This is a genomic window from Novosphingobium sp. AAP93 (assembly GCF_001296055.1).
Classification (GTDB): Bacteria; Pseudomonadota; Alphaproteobacteria; order Sphingomonadales; family Sphingomonadaceae; genus Novosphingobium.
This window is the reverse complement of sequence record NZ_LJHZ01000020.1, coordinates 1-22,018: the sequence shown is the minus strand read 5'-3', so window position 1 is coordinate 22,018 and position 22,018 is coordinate 1. Positions and strand designations below refer to the sequence as shown.

The window sequence follows — 22,018 nt, the reverse complement described above, 5'->3', positions numbered from 1 at the left end:
GTTACCTCTTCTTCTTCGCGTGACGCGAACGGATGATCATCTTGTCCGTCTGCTTGTTGTGACGGGTGCGGGCGCCCTTGGTCGGCTTGCCCCACGGCGTGACCGGATGACGGCCACCCGAGGTGCGGCCTTCACCACCACCGTGCGGGTGATCGACCGGGTTCTTGGCGACACCGCGGGTGAGCGGACGACGGCCGAGCCAGCGGCCGCGACCGGCCTTGGCAAGGTTCTGGTTCGAGTTGTCGGGGTTCGAGACCGCGCCAACCGTACCCATGCAATCGCCGCGCAGGTAGCGCTGCTCGCCCGAGTTCAGGCGGACGATGACCATGCCGCGGTCACGACCGACGAGCTGGACATAGGTGCCGGCCGAACGCGCGATCTGACCGCCCTTGCCCGGCTTCATCTCCACGTTGTGGATGATCGTGCCGACCGGCATCTGGCTGAGCAGCATCGCGTTGCCCGGCTTCACGTCGGTCTTCTCGCCGGCGACGACCTGGTCACCGACCGCGAGACGCTGCGGCGCGAGGATGTAGGTCTGCTCACCGTCCTCGTACTTGACGAGCGCGATGAACGCGGTGCGGTTGGGGTCATACTCCAGACGCTCGACGGTCGCGGGCATGTCCCACTTGCGGCGCTTGAAGTCGATGAACCGGTAGCGCTGCTTGTGGCCGCCCGCGATGCCGCGGCTGGTCACGTGGCCCTTGTTGTTGCGGCCGCCGGTCTTGGTCTTGCCCTCGGTCAGCGCCTTGACGGGCTTGCCCTTCCACAGCGACGACTTGTCGACGAGGATCAGGCCGCGCCGGGCGGGGCTGGTCGGGTTATAGTTCTTGAGTGCCATGGTCTATGCGCCTCAGATACCGCTGGTGACGTCGATCGACTGGCCCGGGGCCAGCGTCACAACCGCCTTCTTGAAGTCCGAACGCTTGTAGGGAGCACCCTTCCAGCGCTTGGTCTTGCCGTCCTGGTTCAGCGTGTTCACCTTGGTGACCTTCACGCCGAACAGGGCTTCGATCGCAGCCTTGATCTGCGGCTTGGTCGCCTTGTCCGCGACCTTGAAGACCACGGCGTTGTGCTCGCTGAGCAGCGTCGACTTCTCGGTGATGTGGGGAGCCACGATCACGTCGTAGTGACGCGTGTCGATTGCGTCCTTAGCCATTGAAACGCGCCTCCAGCTTTTCGACCGCAGCGCGCGTCAGCACCAGCGTATCATGCTTCAGGATGTCGTAGACGTTCGCGCCGATCGCGGGGAGCACATTGACCCCGATGATGTTGCGGGCGGCGCGGGCGAAGTTGTCGTTCACCGCTTCGCCGTCGATCACCAGCACCTTCTTGCCGAAGCCCGCCTTGGCGAGCGTCGCGGCGAGCGTGGCGGTCTTGCCGTCGGTGTCGAGCGTGTCGACGACGACGAGGCCGCGACCTTCCGACTGGGCCTTGGTCGAGAGCGCCATCTTCAGACCGAGCGCGCGGATCTTCTTGTTGAGCGAGGGATCGAAGTCACGGACGCGGGGACCGTGGGCCTTGCCGCCGCCGATGAAGATCGGAGCCGCGCGATCACCGTGACGAGCGCCGCCGCCGCCCTTCTGGTTGCCCAGCTTCTTGCCGGTGCGCGCCACATCCGAACGCTCGCGGGCACCGCGGGCCGTGCCGCGACGCTTCTCGAGCTGCCAGGTGACAACGCGGTGGAGGATGTCAGCGCGCGGAGCGACGCCGAACACGGCATCCGAGAGCTCGGCTTCGCCGGCTGCGGTGCCATCGAGATTGAGGACCTGAACCTTCACGGGCTTAACCCTCCTGACCATCGACGGTGGTCTCGACAGCTGCGGTGTCTTCCGCAGGGATGTCGGCAGCCGCCGTGGTGTCGTTGCTGTTGGCAGCCTGCTTGAGGCCCGCCGGATACGGCGCTTCAGCGTGACGGCCGAGCTTGACGGCGTCGCGGACAAGCAGCCAGCCGTTCTTCGAACCGGGGACCGAGCCCTTGACGAAGATCAGGCCGCGCTCATCGTCGGTGCGGACGATCTCGAGGTTCTGCTGGGTGCGCTGACGGTCGCCCATGTGGCCGGCCATCTTCTTGTTCTTGAACACGCGGCCCGGATCCTGACGGTTACCCGTCGAACCGTGCGCACGGTGAGTGATCGAAACACCGTGGGTGGCGCGCATACCGCCGAAGCCCCAGCGCTTCATGGCGCCGGCAAAACCCTTGCCCTGGGTGTGACCGGTGATGTCGACATACTGGCCGGGCACGAAGTGCGAGGCGGCGATGGTCGAGCCGACTTCGAGCAGCGCGTCTTCGGCGACGCGGAACTCGGCGACTTCCATCTTCAGTTCGACTTCAGCCTTGGCGAAATGCTCACGCTGCGGCTTGGCGACATTCTTCTGCTTGGCCTGACCCGCGCCGAGTTGAACCGCGACATAACCGTCGCGTTCTTCGGTGCGAACCGAGACCACCTGGCAATTTTCAAGCGCCAGGACGGTAACCGGCACGTGCCGTCCGTCGTCCTGGAAAAGCCGGGTCATCCCGACCTTCTTCGCGATCACGCCGGTGCGCATGACCATACTCCTTACAGAGGCCTTGCGAGGACCATCCCCGCGAGGCGTGTTCAGCCCGTATGTGAAGCGCGCCCCGTCCGGGCTGAGTGCCCCTGCGTGAACAGGAGCGAACGGGGGACGCTTGCCCGGCTAGGTGCCTCAGCTGAGGCGGCGCCGGAGGTATCCCATTGTCCGGGAGGCCTGGCCTCCAAAACTCTGGTTGCCCCTGCCAAAGCAGAGGCGAAACTTGTTACGCGACCCCCGCCTTCGCGGGGGCAGGGCAAGCTGCCTTAGGCCAACTTGATCTCGACGTTGACGCCAGCTGCGAGGTCGAGCTTCATGAGCGCGTCCACGGTGGCGGCGTTGGGCTGCACGATATCGAGCAGCCGCTTGTAGGTGCGAACCTCGAACTGCTCGCGCGACTTCTTGTCGACGTGCGGGCCGCGGTTGACGCAGAACTTCTCGATGCGCGTCGGAAGCGGAATGGGGCCCCGGATCAGCGCGCCGGTGCGGCGTGCGGTGTCTGCGATTTCGCCAGTGGCCTGATCGAGCACGCGGTGATCAAAAGCCTTGAGACGAATGCGAATATTCTGGGCGTCCATGTCCGTTTACCGATGCGAAAGAGCGAAAACAAAAAGACCAGCCGCTCCACCCTCTCACCCTGCCCCAGCTGTCGAAGCGAGGAGAAAGCGGGCCGCTGATCCGTAAAAACCGGACCGGCGGGAGAAGCGAATCTCCCGCCGGTGCGCGGCCTATATTACTTCGTGATCTTGCTGACAACCCCCGAACCGACGGTGCGGCCACCTTCGCGGATCGCGAAGCGCAGACCTTCGTCCATCGCGATCGGCGCGATGAGACGGACCGACAGGGTCAGGTTGTCGCCGGGCATGACCATCTCGGTGCCTTCGGGAAGGATCACTTCGCCGGTCACGTCGGTGGTGCGGAAGTAGAACTGCGGGCGGTAGTTGGCGAAGAACGGCGTGTGACGGCCACCTTCGTCCTTCGACAGCACGTAGACTTCAGCCGAGAACTCGGTGTGCGGCGTAACCGAACCGGGCTTGGCGAGAACCTGGCCACGCTCGACTTCTTCACGCTTCACGCCGCGAACCAGCGCGCCGATGTTGTCGCCGGCTTCACCCTGGTCGAGCAGCTTGCGGAACATTTCGACGCCGGTGACGACGGTCTTGGTGGTGTTCTTGAGGCCGACGATCTCGACTTCTTCACCAACCTTGACGATGCCGGTCTCGACGCGGCCGGTCACGACGGTGCCGCGACCCGAGATCGAGAACACGTCTTCGACGGGCATCAGGAAGGGCTTGTCGGTCGGGCGCGGGGGCTGCGGGATGTAGCTGTCGACAGCGGCCATGAGCTCGTTGATCGAGTTCTTGCCGATGGCGTCGTCGCGACCTTCGAGCGCGGCCAGGGCCGAACCCTTGACGATCGGAATATCGTCGCCCGGGAAGTCGTACGACGAGAGCAGCTCGCGCACTTCCAGCTCGACGAGCTCGAGGATTTCCTCGTCGTCGACCTGGTCGACCTTGTTCATGTACACGACGAGCGCCGGCACGCCGACCTGACGGGCGAGCAGGATGTGCTCGCGGGTCTGCGGCATCGGGCCGTCAGCAGCGTTCACGACCAGGATCGCGCCGTCCATCTGGGCGGCACCGGTGATCATGTTCTTGACGTAGTCGGCGTGGCCCGGGCAGTCGACGTGCGCATAGTGGCGGTTGGCGGTCTCGTACTCGACGTGCGCGGTCGAGATGGTGATGCCGCGCTCGCGCTCTTCCGGAGCCTTGTCGATGTTCGCGTAGTCGGTGAACGTCGCGCCGCCGGTCTCGGCGAGCACCTTGGTGATCGCTGCCGTCAGGGTGGTCTTGCCATGGTCGACGTGACCGATGGTGCCGATGTTGCAGTGCGGCTTGGTCCGCTCAAACTTAGCCTTGGCCATTGCTCAAACCTTCTTCTCTAAAATTGCAGATACTGCGGGTTCGAGGTCGGCGCCCGCTGAATCAGGCGCCGCCCCTAGATTGATCCGCTTGCTTATGCAAGCCCGCCGTTCCCCGGTAATCCGCACCGGAGCGCGAAGTCCCGGAAAACGCCGTGTTACGCCATCTTCGCCTTGATCTCGGTCGCGACGTTTGCCGGGACTTCATCGTAGTGATCGAAGAACATCGAGTAGTTCGCGCGTCCCTGCGTGAACGAGCGCAGCTGGTTCACGTAGCCGAACATGTTCGCCAGCGGGACCATGGCGACAACCGCCTGGGCATTGCCCCGGCTGTCGGTGCCCTGGATCTGGCCGCGCCGCGAGTTGATGTCGCCGATCACGTCGCCGAGGTATTCCTCCGGCGTGATCACCTCGACCTTCATGATCGGCTCGAGCAGCTTGATCCCCGACTTCTGTGCCACTTCGCGCATCGCGCCGCGGGCGCAGATTTCGAAGGCCAGCGCCGACGAGTCGACGTCGTGGTAGGCGCCGTCATAGAGCAAGACTTCGAAGTCGATGATCGGGAAGCCGATCAGCGAGCCGGTCTCGGCGGTTTCGCGGAAGCCCTTCTCAATGGCGGGGATGTATTCCTTCGGAATGTTGCCGCCCTTGATCTCGTCCTTGAAGACGAAGCCCGAACCGCGCTCGCCCGGCGTGACCTTGACCTTCACGCGGCCGAACTGACCGGTACCACCCGACTGCTTCTTGTGGGTGTAGTCGATGTCCACCGGCTTGCCGAGGTATTCGCGGTAGGCCACCTGCGGCGCGCCGACATTGGCCTCGACCTTGAACTCGCGCTTCATGCGGTCGACCAGGATCTCGAGGTGGAGTTCGCCCATCCCCTTGATGATGGTCTGGCCCGATTCATGGTCGGTCGAGACGCGGAAGCTGGGATCCTCGGCCGAGAGACGGTTGAGCGCGATGCCCATCTTCTCCTGGTCGGCCTTGGTCTTCGGCTCCACCGAGAGCTCGATCACCGGCTCGGGGAATTCCATGCGCTCAAGGATGATCGGCTGCTTTTCCGAGCACAGCGTATCGCCGGTGGTAGTCTCCTTGAGACCGGCCAGCGCGACGATGTCGCCCGCGTAGGCCACATCGATGTCTTCGCGGTTGTTGGAGTGCATCAGCAGCATGCGGCCGACCTTCTCCTTCTTGTTCTTCACCGAGTTCAGGTAGCTGCCCTTGGTCAGCGTGCCCGAATAGATGCGGGTGAAGGTCAGCGAGCCGACGAAGGGGTCGTTCATGATCTTGAACGCGAGCGCCGAGAACGGTGCCTCGTCCGACGTGGCGCGGCTGTCCGGCTCGTCGGTGTCGGGGTTGATGCCCTGCACGTCTTCGATGTCGAGCGGCGAAGGCAGGTAGTCGACCACGGCGTCGAGCAGGGGCTGCACGCCCTTGTTCTTGAACGCCGAACCGCACAGCACCGGCACGAACGACTGGTTCAGCGTGCCCTTGCGGATCAGCGCCTTGAGCGTCGCGACGTCGGGCTCGTTGCCTTCGAGGTACGCTTCCATCGCCTCGTCGTCCTGCTCGACGGCAAGCTCGATGAGGTTGTTGCGATATTCGGCCGCTTCGTCGGCCATGTCGGCCGGGACCGGCTCATAGAAGAACTCGGCGCCGAGGCTTTCGTCCTTCCAGATGATCGCGCGGTTCTCGACGAGATCGACGAGACCCTTGAAATCGCTTTCGGCGCCGATCGGCAGATAAAGCACCGCCGGCTTCGCGCCGAGGCGATCGATGATCGTCTGCACGCAGTACTTGAAGTTCGCACCGGTGCGGTCGAGCTTGTTGATGAAGCACATGCGCGGCACGTTGTACTTGTCGGCCTGGCGCCACACCGTTTCCGACTGCGGCTCGACGCCGGCAACGCCGTCGAACGCGGCAACCGCGCCGTCCAGCACGCGCAGCGAACGCTCGACTTCGATGGTGAAGTCGACGTGGCCGGGGGTGTCGATGATGTTCAGGCGGTGATCGCGCCAGAAGCAGGTCGTCGCGGCCGACGTGATCGTGATGCCGCGTTCCTGCTCCTGCTCCATCCAGTCCATCGTCGCGGCGCCGTCGTGGACTTCGCCGATCTTGTAGGACTTTCCGGTGTAGTAGAGGATACGCTCGGTCGTCGTGGTCTTGCCGGCGTCGATGTGCGCCATGATGCCGAAATTGCGATAGCGCTCGAGCGGATGGCTGCGGGCCATGGGAGGTTCCTTGGGTTCGGGATAGGCCGGATGGTTCCGGCCCGCCCCATAGAGTGCTTAGCGTGACCGTTTCAAGACGGCTGCCTGATCATCCCGTGACAATCAGGCAACCCTCTCGGGCAAGCCGCTGCTTACCAGCGCCAGATTACCAGCGGTAGTGGCTGAACGCGCGGTTGGCGTCGGCCATGCGGTGGGTATCTTCACGCTTCTTCACCGCGTTGCCGCGGTTGTTGGCAGCGTCGAGCAGTTCGGACGAGAGGCGTGCAGCCATCGTGGTTTCGCTGCGATTGCGCGCGGCAGTGATCAGCCAGCGGATGGCCAGCGCCTGCGCACGCTCGGCACGCACTTCGACGGGGACCTGATAGGTCGCACCACCGACGCGGCGGCTGCGCACTTCGATCTGCGGCTTCACGTTGTTGAGCGCATCATGGAACAGCTGCAGCGGGTCCGCCTTGGCGCGGGCCTGCATGGTTTCCATCGCACCGTAGACGATGCTTTCCGCGACCGACTTCTTCCCATCGAGCATGAGGTTGTTCATGAACTTCGAGAGGATCTGATCGTTGAACTTCGGATCCGGCAGGATTTCCCGCTTTTCGGGACGACGACGACGAGACATATTCTGTACTCCTTCGGAGTGCGGCGGCCCTGTCCGGGCCAGCCTTGCGGCTCCGATCCCAGATGAGACTTACTTCGGGCGCTTGGCGCCGTACTTCGAACGCGACTGCTTGCGGTCCTTGACACCCTGGGTATCGAGCACGCCGCGCAGCACGTGATAGCGCACGCCCGGAAGGTCGCGCACACGGCCGCCGCGGATGAGCACCACCGAGTGCTCCTGCAGGTTGTGACCTTCGCCCGGGATGTACGAGATGACTTCGCGGCTGTTGGTCAGGCGGATCTTGGCCACCTTGCGCAGCGCCGAGTTCGGCTTCTTCGGGGTCGTCGTGTAGACGCGGGTGCAGACGCCACGCTTCTGCGGGTTCTGCTCCATCGCAGGGACCTTGGACTTGGTCTTCTGCGGTTCGCGGCCCTTGCGGACCAGCTGGTTGATCGTAGGCATGAAGGACTCTTCACCTTGGTTGCGGGCGCGGCAGGAACCAGGTGAAGGCTTGCGGGTGCTCTCATCCAGCAGCGGGCAGGCCCTGCAAGGGCCTTGCGCCGAAATGCTGCATGAGCCGAAAACGCTCCACCCGGGGCAAGTCGCCACCGGGTTACTTTGACGGCTGACGGAATGGATTGGCCTGCACCCGATTCGGGACACTGGACCAAACACAAGAGGGACCATACGAAAGACGGAAAACCGCCTTCGAGGCCCCACTTGCCGCGCACCGGCAATGTTCAGCTCTGTTGAACCGATCAGCCTGAGGCCTCTCGGGACGACGCGCCCTTAGGCCGGAACCGCCCGCCGGTCAAGCATCAAGCCGCCGGCGGGCCTTTGAGGCGGACCTATTCTGCCGCTTCCGCGAGCGGCGGGTAGTCCCGGCGCAGGATCGAACCGACCGAATGGTCCAGCATGGCAAGGGCCACGTGAAGCCAATCATCCATCGCGGCAAGTCCCCGCGACGACAGGCGGACGAACGTGCGGCGTCCGTCGCGACCGTCTTCCTCGCGCTCGACCAGCCCTCGTGCCTCCAGGATACGCAGCCAGCGCAGAGCCGTGGTCGGCGGGACATTGGCTCCGATGCAGGCACTCGTGGTGGGCACCGGCCGCCCCTCGCGCGTCGCGACATAGAGATCGAGCAGGATGTCCCATGTCGGTTCGCCGAACAGGTCTCCGGGCAAATGCCGGTCACGGCGGCGGCGGATCGCGTACGTCTCGCGGGCGAAAGCCAGCAGCGCCTCTGGCGTGATCCGTGCCGAGGCCTCGTGCAGTCCGGCGGCGACCGCGGCGGTCACTTCGGGCGCAGCAACGCGGCCCGCCTCGCCGATCGGATCCTGCCCGGCTACCGTATCGGTCAGCGAAGCCGGATTGGCACGGCGCAAAGCAGCGCGGCGGCGGCCACGATCGTGGCGGCGGATGATGCGCGAGCTCATGCGAGGCGCCACGAATGATAGCGGCCAATGCGGCGCTGGCGCTCGACATGCGCCCCCGTGCCGATTGCCAGCACGATCAGCTGAAACAGGAAAGGCATTTGCGTCATCGTCCAATAGGCTCGGCGGACCATGTCCACTTCCCAGAGCTTTGCGACATGGCCAAGCACGACGAGAACCTGTGAGGCAGAGACCCACAGCGGCCAGCCGCGATTGGCGTAGAGCGCCACCCAGAGCAGAGTGAAGAATGCCCAGGTATCGATCACCAGGTGTCCCGGGTTGACCGTGTACCAGGCCGGATCGCCGAACAGCATATGATTGCCCACATCCAGTGCGAATGTGGAAAGCAGCACCGTCGCCACCAGTTGTTCGGGCTCGTCCCCCTTCCGGGCGGCGAACAACACAGTGGCGATCAGCGCCATGCGAAGTATCCAGAGCCACACCATGGCGGGTCAGGATTTCCGATCGGTGGTCTGGATCGACATCACGCGGCCTGGGCCACCGATGCCGGAACCGCATCGACGATGCCAGCGCCTTCAAGGAGTGCAGCCGGCGGACAGGCATCGTTGCCGCCGCAGGTCTCGACCGAGATCGTGCTGAGCCGGCCATGGACGCGGGCGAGTTCGCCGCCGGCATCGAGGAGGTCCTGCTGGCTCTTGAGCAGACGCATGAGCGCGTCCTGGCCGAGGAAAGGCGCAACACCCGTTTCACGGCGGGCACCAACCATCGTCTGAAGCAGCTGCGCCTGGCGCACGAGCGCCTCGTCGAGCGCTGCTTCTGCCTGATGCAGATCGCGGGCGATCCGCAGCTGCGCCACGGCAAGTGGCATCTCAGGCGCTGTCTGGGTAGCAAAAGCGGTCATCACTGTCTCTCCATGCCTGGAGCCCTCCCCCGGGCCCACATCTGCCAACAAGATGGAGAGGTTCGCGCCGGTTCAGTGTGCGATGATCTGCGACAACTGCGCAAACATCGCGAGACCGCCCATGACGATCAGGATCAGGAACATGGCGAAGGCCGCAATGGTCCCGAGCCGGAGTAGGGTCCCGTAAGGCCCGTCGAACATCTCCGGGAGGACATGATGGTAGGGCTCGGCCAGTGCTTCGTCGCTGCGGTACACGGCCCTTGGCAGTGAACCCCGGCGGCTCGGCGGGCTTTGTATCCAGTCCGTCCTGTCTTCCCGGATCGATTCCTGCAGCGCATCTGCCAGCGGCGCGACATCGGAAAAGTCATATACGGCTCGTTCGTATATGGCTGGAACGGGCGCCGGACCGGCAACAAGACGACGATAGGCCTGCGCCACCTCGCCGCGCGTGGCGACGCCGAGCTTGGCGCGGGCCAGCATGATGCGCTGATCGACCGTATGGTGCGAGATACCCAGGATGCGCGATATCTCCTTGGAGGTCTTGTGCTCGATCAGGAGGTCGAGGACGGCACGCTGCTTGTCGGTAAGCGCTGTCAGGATACCGTGCGCCATCTCCGATTCGGTCGACTCGGAACGCAATGTACCATCCTGGTCCGCCACTGCCTGCGCTGCCGCAGAACAAGCCGGCTTGTCGGCATCCGGCAGGCGCGGCATTGCTAGCTTATGATCCGACTTTCCCATGATTTCTTGTTATGACCCTGAAATCGCCAAACCGGCGGTAAAAATGGATTAAGACTGGCTTGACCGCAAGAACTACTCAACTTCATCACCTGTTTCGGACCAAATCGTACGAGTGGACATTGCCGACTGTGGCAAAAAATCATATGACTCCTAACATAGGTTAAATTAGATATTAACTCCGGAGCAAGGATAGCATGAAGCCGCGGATGTTCGCCCGGCGAACCGGCAAGGTTCTCGCAACCAGCCGTGCGGCGATGGCGCTCGTGTTCCTCGTGGCGCTTCTGATTGATCCCACCAAGCCAGGACCTGGCGGTTCGGGCGTTTACATCATGCTGGCTGCCTACCTCGCGGGCGCTGCGGTGATGATCATGATCGCCTGGCGCAGCTGGTGGTGGGAGTTCCGCCTCGCGCCGTGGGTTCACGGGATCGATACACTGGCATTTGTCTTCGCGGTCTACTTCTCCGAAATCAGCAAGGCGGATTTCAACAGTCCGTTCATGGCGCTCACCGCGTTCCTGCTGATCAGCGCGACCTTGCGCTGGGGCTGGTTTGCTGTCGCGTGGACAGCGCTCGCACTGATCGGGCTCAATCTCGTGATCGGCACCGGACTGTTCGTCTTCGGCTTCCCGTTCGATCCATACCGCTACGGCCGTCGGTTGATGTATCTTGGCGTCCTCTCGATCATGATGGTCTGGCTCAGCGGCGAGCAGCGCGGGCCGCGTTCCGCGCCGATGCCGCGCACCCCCGGCACGCCCGGCGAGCGGCGCAATGCGACCCTCGTGGATACGCTGACCTTCGCGCGCGTCTCACTGCAGGCGCGCGGTGCAGCCATCGCGGTGCCTCACGGCGAGGAGCCCTGGACCGAATTGCTGCGCGATTCCGGCTATGCGGTGATTGTCGAGCGGCTGGGGCCTGAAGTGCTGGAGGGCTGCTTCGGCGAGCCGGACCGGGCCTCCCTGATCGACCGCACGCGCGGGCGCCGCATCATCAGCCGCGCCAGTTCCTATCCGATCGCCTTGAATGGCCCGGTCGACGCGCCGCTCGCCGAGCATTGCGGGGTCAAGGAGGCGATGATCGTCACCTTCGAAACCGCCGCGGGCCCCGGGCAGCTCCTCATCTGGGGCATTCCGGACATGTGCGTCGACGATCTCCCGCTGGTCGAGACGATCGGCCGCCACCTCAGCACCGAACTCGACCGCGAAGATCTTGCGGAACTGGCGCAGGCCGCGTCCGCCGCCGCTCTGCGGGACGCGCTCGCGCGCGATCTGCATGACAGCGTGGCGCAATTTCTCGCCGGCACGCTGTTCCGCCTCGAAGCACTTTCGCGCTGGATCCGCGAGGGGCAGGATCCCACCGACGAGATCAACGACCTCAAGGCCGCGCTCAGGCGCGAGCAGGGCGAACTGCGCGCGATGATCCAGCGGCTGCGGCGGGGCGAGGAAGGCGACCGCCGCACCGATCTCATCGAGGAACTGGAAACACTGCTGGGAGAAATGAGCCAGCATTGGCACATCACCGTCCGGCTCGAGGCGCAGATCCGGCCCATGCCGGTATCGATCGGCCTGGCCCACGAATTGCGACAGTTGATGCGCGAGGCGATCGCCAATGCCGCCCGCCACGGCAGTTGCAGCGATGTCGCCGTCTCGGTCAGCACCGGCGGTCCGGGCCTCACCTTGCGGATCGCCGACAACGGCGAAGGCTTCCCCACCGACAGTCCAATCCATCGCCCCCGATCGATCAGCGAACGCGTCGAGGCTCTGGGCGGAACTCTCTCGATCTGCCATAATCGCCCCGGTGCGGTGCTTGATATCGCTTTGCCCAATAGGATTGCCTGATGATTCCCGTTCTTGTTGCCGATGATCACGGTTTCATTCGTGCCGGTGTCGAAGCCGTTCTGCGCGGCAGCCGGTTCCAGGTCGTTGCCGGCACGGCCAGCGGCGAGGAAACGCTTGCCGCTATCAGCACCCACGATCCGTCCATTGTCCTGCTCGATATCAACATGCCCGGAATGAACGGCGTGCAGGCGCTGGAAGCGCTGCGGTCGAAGGGGGACAAGCGCGCGGTCGTGCTGCTGACGGCGGGGATCAACGATCGCCAGCTGCTCGCGGTGATGCGCGCTGGGGTCGAAGGCATCGTCTACAAGGACGGCGCCGAAGGCGGCCTCGTCGAAGTGCTCGAGAAAGTCCACGCGGGCGGCAAGGCGATCGATTCCGCCCTGCTCCAGCGCGCGCTCGATCTTTCGTTGAGCGTCGAGACCGGCGGCCCGCTCGAACGCCTCAACCAGCGCGAGCGCCGGATCGCCCGCCTCGTCGCGCGCGGCATGCGCAACCGCGATATCGGCGCGGAGCTCGGCATCGGCGAAGGCACGGTGAAGGTCTACCTCCACGCGATGTACCAGAAGCTGGGCATCGAAAACCGCACCGAACTCGCGCTGCTGGCGGTCAACGACCCCGGCGAGTAAGCCCGGCCCCGGCCCGCTCAGGCCGGTTCCAGCACCACTGTTGCCGCCGCCGTATTGCTGATCGGCAGGTGGTAGTTGCGCATCACCATCGCCTGCGGTGCATCGCCCAGCGCTCCGCGTGCGGCGATCCAGTTGAGGATTTCGACGCCTTGCGTCCCCGCCAGTTCGGCCACTTGCTCGGCCGTGTGGCCGGCAAGCGCAGCGGGATCATCAGCCAGGTGATCGAGGCAGAAGCGGTCGTAGTCCGGGTTCATGAACCCCGCCCGCGCGCCCTCCAGCTGGTGTGAAAGCCCGCCGGTCCCCATCACCACGATCCGCTCGTCCCCCCGCCAGCTGCGCAAGGCGCGGTCGACAGCCTGCCCCAGCGCGAGGCAGCGCCGCGGTGAGGGCAGCGGGAACTGCACCGTGTTGATCGCGATCGGCACAAGCTTGACGGGCCACGCCTCGGCATCGGGCCAGGCCAGCTCGAACGGGATCGAGAGCGCATGGTCGACCATCATCTTCTGGCAGGTGGTGATGTCGAATTCGGCCTCGACCAGTGTCTCGATCAGATGCCAGGAAAGGTTCGGGTGGCCCTCGAAGCTCTTGTAGACCGGCTGGCCCCAGCCCTCGTCCGCGTTGTCATACTTTGCCGCCGCACCGACCGCGAACGTGGGCATGGCATCGAGGAAGAAATTCAGGCCGTGGTCGTTGTAGAAAACCACCGCGACATCGGGGCGGACATCGGCAAGCCACCGCCGCACCGGCGGAAACCCGTCGAAGAAGGGCTTCCAGTAGTCCGCCTGCTGATCGCCGCGCTGGATCGCGCCGCCGATGGCCGGAACATGGCTGGTGAAGTAACCGCCGACGACCTGTGCCATTACACGCTCTCCCGCTGGCAGTCGGCGGCAAGCCTCCCGCCCAGATGCAATCCGCCGAGTTCAGGATCGACACCGGCCCGCGCGGCGATCAGCATGGCCTTGAAATCCGCCACACTGCGCCCGGTCTGGAGCGCACCCAGATCCTGCACGTTGAGCCCCAGGATGCCGGCCAGCTTGGCGAGGTAATAGACGTTGCCGCCAGCCGCGAGCATCGCGGGCACATCCCGCGCGGCGACCGCAGCGCGTTGCACCTCGGTGAGGCCGTACTTGCGACAATAGCCGTCTTCATCCGCCGCGAAGGCCGCGCGGTTGGCTGCGTCGTTGAACGAAAAGCACATGGCGTTGAGCTCGAAGCCACGCATCGCAAGATCACCATCGAACAGGGCCGTGCCGGGGATCGAGCGGCGCAGATCACGCGATGCAGGAGACGATGCAGGTGGCATGGGACACTTCTCTCGCCAGAAGGCCGGGATGCCCCGGCATCTCTGCCTAGCAACCCCGACGCGACCGCGAATTGACCGGCGTCAATCCCGTCCCGCCAATTGTGAAACGCTTGCTTCTATGCAAAGTTACGTAACGGACAATGCGGATTGCGCCCATATCGCCGCGGCGCCAATCTTGGATCTATGGCCCTGACCAATGCCGAGCGGCAGCGTCGCTATCGCCAGAAGCTGAAACTTCGCGCATCGCCGGATGGCGTTGGCGCGCAGGCGCGTGTGGCGGTCGAGCGTGCGGTGCAGGCGCTCTGGGCCTTTCACCAACGGCCGGGTCCGGGCGGAATCGACTGGTCCGCAATCGATGGGTGCACGTCACTGGCAGAGTATCGCTCCGAACTGGAGCGAAGTCCGGGTAATCTGATCCAAGCAGCGCGGGCATTTATCCCCGATTTTGCCGGGCTCACTGCCGATGAAGCGCGCGCTATCGCCGTGGTCATCGCAATCTCCGATGCGTTGCGCCTTGCTCCCGCACGCGATTACGCCGTCCCCGGGGAAGCTTGAGCCTGGCCCTGCTTCACCGTACAGATTGCGCTATTCCCTATACCTAACATGCGGTTAATGGCGTTTCTTGTCACCTGAACAACCCTCGAGCCGCCAATCACGCCGTCGCAGCCTTGATCTCACTTGCGAGTCGATCAGATTGCATTCTGGCACGCGGCTAGCATTCCCGTTGCCTAGACGTATTACAGTAACGCAACATCCCTAGGCGGGTCTTCCGCCGATGGGGATGCAAGTGCGCTTGCACGATGCAGTTGTATCAGGTTAGCCGCAAGACGGCAGGGGGACTATGAGCGTAGACAGACAATTCATGCGGCTTTTTGCAGCGCGTTATCGCGGCGGCATTGTTCTGGTCGCCGTGGCCAGCGTGATGCTCAACGTGCTGGTTTTCGCCGGCTCGGCCTACATGCTGCTCGTTTACGATTCCGTCTTGCCCAGCCGCAGCGTGCCGACGCTGATCGGCCTGTTTGGCATGCTGCTGCTGGTCTACGTGTTCCAGTCGGTGTTCGAGGCAATCCGGGGCGAGGCTCTGCTGGGCATAGCCAACGGGGTTCACGACGATCTGTTCGAAGCCGTGCATTATGCCACGGTCACCCGCCCCTTGCGCGCAGGCGCGGACAAGGGCGACGGCCTGCAGTTCACGCGCGATCTCGATTCCATTCACACTTTCCTTGCCGGGCAAGGTCCGATTGCACTGATCGACCTGCCGTGGGTGATCATGTTCATGATCGTGCTGTTCGCACTGCACTGGTGGCTGGGCGTCACCGCACTGGCCGGCGTGTTCGTCATGGCCGGGATCGCCATCATCTCCAACCGGCGCACCAATGCCGGTTCGCGCGAGCTTGCCAACATCACCGGCCGCCGCTCCGCTGCTGCCCTGTCCGAAATCCGCTTTGCCGAAAGCGCTTATGCGATGGGCATGCAGGAACGGCTGGTGGCGCGCACGGCAGGGTGGGAAGGCAATTTCATCGAAGCACAGTCCTACCTCTCGCGCACGGTCACCCGGCTCGGCGGCGCGAGCAAGGCATTCCGCATGCTGCTGCAGTCGCTGATCCTCTCGGTCGGCGCGCTGCTGGTGATCGACGGCAAGGCAAGCGGCGGCGTGATCCTTGCCTCCTCGGTGCTTTCGGGCCGCGCACTCGCGCCGGTCGATCAGGCGATCGCCACCTGGAAAAGCCTCGTCGCCGCGCGCATGGGCTGGGGCCGCATCACGCAGGCCGTCGCCACTTTCCGCAAGCCCGCCGCGCGCGGTGTCGTGCTGGACCGCCCTTCAAGCGAGCTTTCGGTGCGCGATATCTGGGTCGCGCCGCCGGGCACGCAGCGCTTCACGCTCTCGGGCGTTTCGTTCAACCTCACGCCGGGGCAGGTGCTCGCCGTGATCGGGCCGAGCGCAGCGGGCAAGACCACGCTGGTGCGCGCGATCCTCGGCATCTGGAAGCCAAACCGCGGCGAAGTGCGGCTCGACGGCGCAACGCTCGACCAGTGGGATCAGGAAACGCTCGGCAGCTATTTCGGCTATGTTCCGCAGACGGTGGACCTCGTCGACGGCACGATCGGCCAGAACATCGCACGGTTCGATCCCGATGCGACGTCCGAGGGGATCATGGCGGCGGCCAAGGCTGCCGGGATGCACGAGGTGATCCTCGCCCTCCCCGACGGCTATGAGACACCCGTTTCCGCTGGCGCGGTCGAGCTTTCCGCGGGACAGCGCCAGCGCATCGGCCTTGCCCGCGCGCTCTATGGCGATCCGTTCCTGCTCGTGCTCGACGAGGCCAATTCCAACCTCGATGCGGCCGGTGACGCGGCACTGGCCAATGCCATTGCTGGCATGCGCGCGCGCGGCGGCATTGTCATCATGATCACGCACCGCCCCGCCACGCTGGGCCCCGCGACCCACCTCGCAGTCATCAACACCGGACGACTTATGGACTTCGGCCCGCGCGATGAAGTGCTGCAACGCATGCAGGCGCAGAACGCGCCGGGCCAGGTCAGCGCCGAAGCCAGCAGCAATCCGGCCAGGGAAGCCACAGCATGAACATGCCCACCACCATTCCCGATCCCGCGCGCCAGCTTCTGCCGGTGTTCGCAGAGGAAGGGGCGGACAAGGCAAAGTCGCCGGTCCTGCTCAAGCGACTGACTTACACTATCGGCGGCCTGTTCATCGTGCTGCTCCTGCTCGCCGCGCTGATCCCGATGGGCGGTGCGGTGATCGGCGGCGGCTCGGTCGGCATGGAATCGCGCGTGAAGCGCATCGCCCACCCCACCGGCGGCGTGATCAAGGCGATCTATGTGCACAATGGCGAGCACGTCACGCAAGGTCAGCTGCTGATGCGGCTCGACGACCGGGTGACCGGTGCCGACGCGACGTATTCCAACCTCACCGTCGAACAGCTGCTGGCGCAGAAGGCGCGGCTCGAAGCGGAGCGGCTCGGTTCGGGCCGACTGGTCTTCCCGGCGGAGCTGGTCAATTCGAAGAACCCCAGTGCTGCCAAGGCCATGGCTGACGAGAGCCGCCTCTTCTCGATCCGCCAGACCGAAGAAGCGGGGCTGCGCGCGCAGCTCGCCGCGCGGGTGCAGCAATACAACGAGGAGATCCGCGGGCTGGAATCGCAGATCGCCGCGCTCAAGGAGCAGCGCCGGCTGATCGAGCCCGAGCGGCAGGGCGTGAAGGACCTGTGGGACAAGCAGCTCGTCACGATCAACCGGCTCAACCAGCTGGAGCGCACCGCGGTCGATCTCGACGGCAACGTCGGCTCGCTCCAGGCGCAGATCGCGCAGGCCCGCGCCCGCATCACCGAAGCGCAGCAGCAGTCGATCCAGCTCGCGCAGACGCGGCGCGTGCAGGCAGGCACCGATCTTGCGCAGATCAATACCGCGCTCAACCAGCAGCAACTGCGCAGCGTTGCCGCATCGGACCAGCAGGACCGCAGCGAAATCCGCGCGCCCTACACCGGGGTCATCGAGAAGATCGCGTTCGCTGCCGTCGGCGACGTCGTGAAGCCGGCCGAGCCGATCATGGAAATCGTGCCCGATCGCGATACCTTCGTGGTCGAGGCGATGGTCAGCCCGGCGGACATCGACCAGACGATGGTTGGGCAGAAGGCGCGCGTGCTGTTCACCTCGTTCAACCGGCCGACCACGCCCGAGATCCTCGGCAAGGTGATCTACGTCGCGACTGACCGCAGCGAGACCCCGGAAACCCGGCAGGCCTTCTACATGGTACGGATCGAAGTCGATCTGGCTGCCGTGAAGAAGGAAGGCCTCGCGCTGCGCAGCGGCATGCCGGCGGAAGTCTACATCGAGACCGGCCACCGTTCGATGCTCTCCTACCTCACGAAGCCGTTCATGGACCAGTTCATGCGCGCCTTCCGCGACAATTGAGCGGCGTGACAATGGCCCCTCGACTGTACATTCGCGCTGCGCTGCTCGCTGCCTCGGCGGCCTGTGCCGTGCTGAACCCGGCTTTTGCGCAAGAACTCCCGATGGCGCGTCCGGTTCAGGGCCCGCCCGATACCGGCGCCTCGGCGAGCAGCTATGGCACCGAAGATCCGGACAGCGGGCGCGATCCCGGCGATTATCGTGCCGACGCGGATGACAACGCCGCTGACGCAACCGACCGCATCGCCGTGCGTCCCGAACTGCCGGAGGGAACCCCGGCCGATGTCGCGGAACTCGCGGCTTCGGGCATACCGGTGACGTCGCTTACCGACGCGCTGCGGTTGGCCTACTGGACCTCGCCGACACTGCTCGCCCAGCGCGCGACGGTGCGCAGCTTTGACTACCGCATCGCGCAGGCGCGGGCGAACTACGGGCCGAGGCTCACCTACAGCCTCGCCACGACCTTCCAGAGCGACCGTTTCGACCAGCGCCGCGGTCCGCCGCTCAACCTGTCCGGCTGGACCACGACAGCCTCGGCCATTCTCAACCAGCCGCTGTTCACCTTCGGCCGCAATGCCGCGCAGGAGCGCAACTCGCAGGCGCAGCTCGAATTCCAGCGCCAGGTCTTGCGCTCGACCGAGCAGCAGGCCCTGCTCGATGCCATCGCCACCTATATCGGCGTGCTGCGCGATCGGGCGGCGGTCCAGATCGCCAAGGACAACCTCGCCGCGCTCCAGCGCCAGCTCGATGACAACAAGTCGCGGCTCGCGGTTCGCGAAGTGACCGCGACCGATGTGCAGCAGATTGCCACTCGCGTGTCGCTGGGTCAGGCGCAAGTCTACAACGCGCAGCGCGATGCCGCCTCGAGCGAGGCCGCGTTCCTGCGCATGGTCGGTGTGCCCGCGGGCGAACTCGTGCCGCCCAATCCGCTCCAGTTGCCGGTTGTCCAGCTCGAGGAAGCCTACGCCTATGCGGAGCTGCACAGCCCTGTAGTGCTCGCCGCGCAGGCGCGCGAGAAGGTCTCGCGGGCCAGTGTCGCAGCGGCGAAGTCGGATCTCCTGCCGCGCGTCGATTTCCAGGGCAGCGCCAGCTACGGATCGCAAAGCGCCTATACCGACGATCTGAGGCAGCGCGATCTGCGGGGGCAGTTCATCATTTCCGGGCCGATCTTCGAAAGCGGCCTGCGCAAGGCGCGGGTGAGCGAGGCGATGGCCGCGAACGACGCCGATTGGCGCCTGCTCGATGCGTCCCTTCGCGAAAACCGCGCCACGCTTGCCGCCGCATGGAACGACTGGCAGGCCCAGCAGGCCGCGATCGCCAGCTTCCGCTCGGCCGAAGATTCCGCGCGCAAGGCCTATGAAGGCGCGGTGCTGCAGCAGCGTGCCGGGCTGATCACCACGCTCGATGTGCTCGATCTCGCGCGCGAACTGCTGCTGGCGCGCAGCAATTCGAACACCGCCATCGCCAACGCCTATGTCGCCAAGGCCCGCGTGCTTGCGGCGGCGGGCGCGCTCGAGCAGGCGTGGCTGATGCCCGATGCCGCGCGCTATGACGCCGAGCGGCACTTGCGCAAGGTCCGGCACAACGGCGATGTGCCGCTTGCCACCCCGATCCTGCGCGCGTTCGAGAATGCCGGCGCGATCGGCAGCACCGCCACCCGCCCGGTGCGCGATCCAACCGGCGAGCGCACCGCCGCACCGGTCGTGATCGTCCCGGCAGACAAGCTGGTCGCCCCGGCCCCGCCGCCTGCCGATCCGCCGAAGTAGGCCATGCCCGGCGGGGGCCACAAAATAGTTCTCGCAAGGAACCCCCGGCAGGAGTAGCGGCGCGCCGATGGACCGAAACGCGACTCAGGATGGCGTGCCGCCAGACGGCACGGCCGCCGACCACAGCTCTGTTTCCGGCAGCGAAGCGACAGCGCCTCCTTCCGAGGCCCACCACACAGGCCACGGCCATCAGAAGGAAAGTCTTGCCACGCTCGCTGTCGGCGCGATCGGCGTGGTGTTCGGCGATATCGGCACCTCGCCGCTTTACTCGTTCAAGGAAACCTTTGTCGGCCACCACCTGCTGAAGGTGGACCAGACCCACGTGTTCGGCGTGCTCAGCATCGTGTTCTGGACGATGATCCTGATCGTGACGGTCAAGTACCTGTTCATGGTCCTGCGCGCTGACAACAAGGGCGAAGGCGGCAGCCTCGCGCTGCTTGCGCTGGTCAGCCGCTGCCTGCCGAGCCAGCGCTGGACATATGTAATGGCCCTGTTCGGCCTCACTGCGACGGCGCTGTTCTTCGGCGATGCCATGATCACCCCGGCGGTCTCGGTGCTTTCGGCGGTCGAGGGGCTCACCGTGGTGCATCCTGGCTTCGAGCATCTGGTGCTGCCGATATCGATCGCGATCCTGTTCGGCCTGTTTGCCATCCAGTCCCGTGGGACGGCAACCATGGGCAAGCTGTTCGGGCCGGTGATGATGTTCTATTTTCTGACCATCGCGGTGCTGGGCGTAATCGGCATCATGGAGGCGCCGGAGATCCTCTGGGCGCTGAACCCCCTCCATGGCTTCCGCTTCTTCGCACACGATCCGTTGATGGCTTACCTCGCGCTCGGCTCGATCGTGCTGGCGGTGACCGGGGCGGAAGCGCTTTATGCGGATATGGGCCACTTCGGCCGCCCTGCAATCACCACGGCCTGGCTCGGCTTCGCGTTTCCCTGCCTGCTGCTCAACTACCTCGGGCAGGCGGCAATGATCATGAACCGGCCCGAAACGGTGGTGAACCCCTTCTTCCTGCTCGCGCCGGAAGGCCTCCGGCTGCCGCTGGTGCTGCTTGCGACGGCGGCGACGGTGATTGCCAGCCAGGCCGTGATCTCGGGGGCCTTTTCGGTGTCGCAGCAGGCCGTGCAGCTTGGCTATCTTCCCCGCATCCGCATCCGCCACACGAGCGCTACCGCGGCGGGACAGATCTATGTGCCGCTGATCAACTGGGCCCTGCTCGCGCTGGTGGTCATGCTGGTGATCGGCTTCCGCACTTCGGGCAACCTCGCCTCGGCCTATGGCATTGCCAACACCGGCACGATGTTCATCACCTCGTGCATGTTCGGCGTGCTGGTGTTCCAGGTATGGAAATGGCCGCCGCTGGTGGCGGGCTTCTTCACCTGCCTGTTCCTGCTGATCGATGGTGCCTACTTCACCTCGAACATGACCAAGATCCCCGATGGCGGCTGGTTCCCGCTGGTCGGCGCCTGCATCATTTTCACGATCCTCAGCACCTGGTCGACCGGCCGCAAGATCATGCGCGACCGGCTTGCCGAGGATTCCATGCCGTTCGACATCTTCCTGGGTTCCGTCTGCCAGAAAGTGCGGCGCGTGGCGGGCACCTCGGTGTTCCTTGCCTCCAACGCCGAAGGCATTCCGCCCGCGCTGCTGCACAACCTCAAGCACAACCACATCCTGCATGAACGGGTGGTGGTGCTGACGGTGGAGACGCAGAACGTGCCCCACGTACCTCCCGAAAAGCGCCGCGAAGTGGAAGACCTCGGCCACGGTTTCTACCGCATGATCATCCGCATCGGCTTCATGGACGAGGCCGACGTACCCGCCGAACTGGGCGCGGAAACCCGCGCGGGTGGCGCGTTCAAGCCGATGGAAACGAGCTACTTCCTCGCCCGCCAGACGCTGATAGCCTCCAAGCGGCCCGGCATGGCGATCTGGCGCGAAAAGCTCTTCGCATGGATGGTGCGCAACGCCGAAAGCGCGATGGTGTTCTTCCGCCTGCCGACCAACCGCGTGATCGAACTGGGCAGCCAGCTGGAGATCTAGGCTCGCAGCTCCACCACCGTATCCGCCAGCCGCGCGACGTCGCCGCGGTCGTGGCTCACCAGCAGGATCGGCAGCGCCAGTTCGGCCCGGATGCGCAGGATCACCGCGATGATCGCCTCGCGCCGCGCATCATCGAGCGCGGTCAGCGGCTCGTCCATCAGCAGGAAGCGCGGACCCG

The 22,018-nt window shown here is 64.9% G+C and carries 22 protein-coding genes and 1 pseudogene; 7 read left to right on the top strand and 16 right to left on the bottom strand.

What is annotated here, in order from left to right:
• Nucleotide 1 precedes the first annotated feature (1 nt).
• The 13 genes from rplB to IP83_RS04720 all read right to left on the bottom strand — a co-directional run bounded on the left by rplB (nt 2) and on the right by IP83_RS04720 (nt 10,306).
• Nucleotides 2–838 (bottom strand): 50S ribosomal protein L2, encoded by an 837-nt coding sequence (gene rplB, locus IP83_RS04780; protein WP_054121073.1) that lies wholly within the window; start codon nt 836–838, stop codon nt 2–4.
• Nucleotides 839–850: 12 nt separating this feature from the next.
• Complete coding sequence (locus IP83_RS04775) at nt 851–1,156, bottom strand: 50S ribosomal protein L23 (RefSeq protein WP_054121072.1); 306 nt, start codon at nt 1,154–1,156, stop codon at nt 851–853.
• Entirely contained in the window at nt 1,149–1,778 is a 630-nt protein-coding gene (gene rplD / locus IP83_RS04770) for a 50S ribosomal protein L4 (RefSeq protein WP_054121071.1), read from the bottom strand. The genes IP83_RS04775 and rplD overlap by 8 nt, the downstream gene beginning before the upstream one ends.
• Before the next feature lie 4 nt (nt 1,779–1,782).
• The gene (rplC, locus tag IP83_RS04765; RefSeq protein WP_054121123.1) at nt 1,783–2,547 is read right to left on the bottom strand and encodes a 50S ribosomal protein L3; all 765 of its coding nucleotides are present in this window, start codon (nt 2,545–2,547) and stop codon (nt 1,783–1,785) included.
• Between the two features lie 269 nt (nt 2,548–2,816).
• Nucleotides 2,817–3,128, bottom strand: a complete 312-nt coding sequence (gene rpsJ / locus IP83_RS04760; protein ID WP_028639306.1) for a 30S ribosomal protein S10 — start codon at nt 3,126–3,128, stop codon at nt 2,817–2,819.
• Between the two features lie 155 nt (nt 3,129–3,283).
• Nucleotides 3,284–4,474: an elongation factor Tu gene (gene tuf, locus IP83_RS04755; protein ID WP_054121070.1), complete on the bottom strand. Its 1,191-nt coding sequence runs from the start codon at nt 4,472–4,474 to the stop codon at nt 3,284–3,286.
• Nucleotides 4,475–4,629: 155 nt separating this feature from the next.
• Entirely contained in the window at nt 4,630–6,702 is a 2,073-nt protein-coding gene (gene fusA / locus IP83_RS04750; RefSeq protein ID WP_054121069.1) for an elongation factor G, read from the bottom strand.
• A 145-nt stretch (nt 6,703–6,847) separates the two neighbouring features.
• Nucleotides 6,848–7,318, bottom strand: a complete 471-nt coding sequence (gene rpsG / locus IP83_RS04745; RefSeq protein ID WP_054121068.1) for a 30S ribosomal protein S7 — start codon at nt 7,316–7,318, stop codon at nt 6,848–6,850.
• 69 nt (nt 7,319–7,387) lie between these two features.
• Nucleotides 7,388–7,759, bottom strand: a complete 372-nt coding sequence (rpsL, locus tag IP83_RS04740) for a 30S ribosomal protein S12 (protein ID WP_054121067.1) — start codon at nt 7,757–7,759, stop codon at nt 7,388–7,390.
• A gap of 386 nt (nt 7,760–8,145) precedes the next feature.
• Nucleotides 8,146–8,733 carry a winged helix DNA-binding protein gene (locus tag IP83_RS19855; protein WP_156309580.1) on the bottom strand — a complete coding sequence of 196 codons (588 nt, stop codon included), beginning with the start codon at nt 8,731–8,733 and terminating at the stop codon, nt 8,146–8,148.
• Nucleotides 8,730–9,152, bottom strand: a complete 423-nt coding sequence (locus IP83_RS04730; protein ID WP_231624907.1) for a hypothetical protein — start codon at nt 9,150–9,152, stop codon at nt 8,730–8,732. The genes IP83_RS19855 and IP83_RS04730 overlap by 4 nt, the downstream gene beginning before the upstream one ends.
• A gap of 62 nt (nt 9,153–9,214) precedes the next feature.
• Nucleotides 9,215–9,592: a hypothetical protein gene (locus IP83_RS04725; protein WP_231624906.1), complete on the bottom strand. Its 378-nt coding sequence runs from the start codon at nt 9,590–9,592 to the stop codon at nt 9,215–9,217.
• 72 nt (nt 9,593–9,664) lie between these two features.
• A complete protein-coding gene (locus IP83_RS04720; protein WP_231624905.1) occupies nt 9,665–10,306 on the bottom strand; it encodes a helix-turn-helix transcriptional regulator in 642 nt (213 codons plus the stop codon).
• 221 nt (nt 10,307–10,527) lie between these two features.
• Between IP83_RS04720 and IP83_RS04715 the strand changes: the two genes are divergently transcribed.
• Both IP83_RS04715 and IP83_RS04710 read left to right on the top strand, forming a co-directional pair.
• Nucleotides 10,528–12,168 (top strand): sensor histidine kinase, encoded by a 1,641-nt coding sequence (locus IP83_RS04715; protein WP_054121064.1) that lies wholly within the window; start codon nt 10,528–10,530, stop codon nt 12,166–12,168.
• On the top strand, nt 12,168–12,794 hold the full coding sequence (locus IP83_RS04710; protein ID WP_054121063.1) for a response regulator transcription factor: 627 nt from the start codon (nt 12,168–12,170) through the stop codon (nt 12,792–12,794). Before IP83_RS04715 ends, IP83_RS04710 begins: the two co-directional genes overlap by 1 nt.
• Before the next feature lie 17 nt (nt 12,795–12,811).
• On the opposite strand, the gene IP83_RS04705 is transcribed toward IP83_RS04710, so the two are convergent.
• Nucleotides 12,812–13,654, bottom strand: a complete 843-nt coding sequence (locus IP83_RS04705) for a class III extradiol dioxygenase family protein (RefSeq protein ID WP_054121062.1) — start codon at nt 13,652–13,654, stop codon at nt 12,812–12,814.
• Nucleotides 13,654–14,097: a protocatechuate 4,5-dioxygenase subunit alpha gene (locus tag IP83_RS04700; protein WP_054121061.1), complete on the bottom strand. Its 444-nt coding sequence runs from the start codon at nt 14,095–14,097 to the stop codon at nt 13,654–13,656. Before IP83_RS04700 ends, IP83_RS04705 begins: the two co-directional genes overlap by 1 nt.
• A 183-nt stretch (nt 14,098–14,280) precedes the next feature.
• Here IP83_RS04700 and IP83_RS04695 point away from each other — a divergent pair, with 183 nt between their 5' ends.
• The 5 genes from IP83_RS04695 to IP83_RS04675 all read left to right on the top strand — a co-directional run bounded on the left by IP83_RS04695 (nt 14,281) and on the right by IP83_RS04675 (nt 21,840).
• Entirely contained in the window at nt 14,281–14,652 is a 372-nt protein-coding gene (locus tag IP83_RS04695) for a hypothetical protein (RefSeq protein ID WP_054121060.1), read from the top strand.
• Nucleotides 14,653–14,959: 307 nt separating this feature from the next.
• A complete protein-coding gene (locus IP83_RS04690; protein WP_231624904.1) occupies nt 14,960–16,684 on the top strand; it encodes a type I secretion system permease/ATPase in 1,725 nt (574 codons plus the stop codon).
• Complete coding sequence (locus IP83_RS04685) at nt 16,681–18,030, top strand: HlyD family type I secretion periplasmic adaptor subunit (RefSeq protein ID WP_054121058.1); 1,350 nt, start codon at nt 16,681–16,683, stop codon at nt 18,028–18,030. Before IP83_RS04690 ends, IP83_RS04685 begins: the two co-directional genes overlap by 4 nt.
• Before the next feature lie 11 nt (nt 18,031–18,041).
• On the top strand, nt 18,042–19,793 hold the full coding sequence (locus tag IP83_RS04680) for a TolC family protein (protein ID WP_054121057.1): 1,752 nt from the start codon (nt 18,042–18,044) through the stop codon (nt 19,791–19,793).
• 67 nt (nt 19,794–19,860) lie between these two features.
• Nucleotides 19,861–21,840: a potassium transporter Kup gene (locus tag IP83_RS04675; RefSeq protein ID WP_082364486.1), complete on the top strand. Its 1,980-nt coding sequence runs from the start codon at nt 19,861–19,863 to the stop codon at nt 21,838–21,840.
• Here IP83_RS04675 and IP83_RS20440 read toward each other — a convergent pair.
• Nucleotides 21,837–22,018: pseudogene (locus IP83_RS20440) on the bottom strand (molybdenum ABC transporter ATP-binding protein); the annotation flags it as partial. The gene IP83_RS04675 and the pseudogene IP83_RS20440 overlap by 4 nt on opposite strands.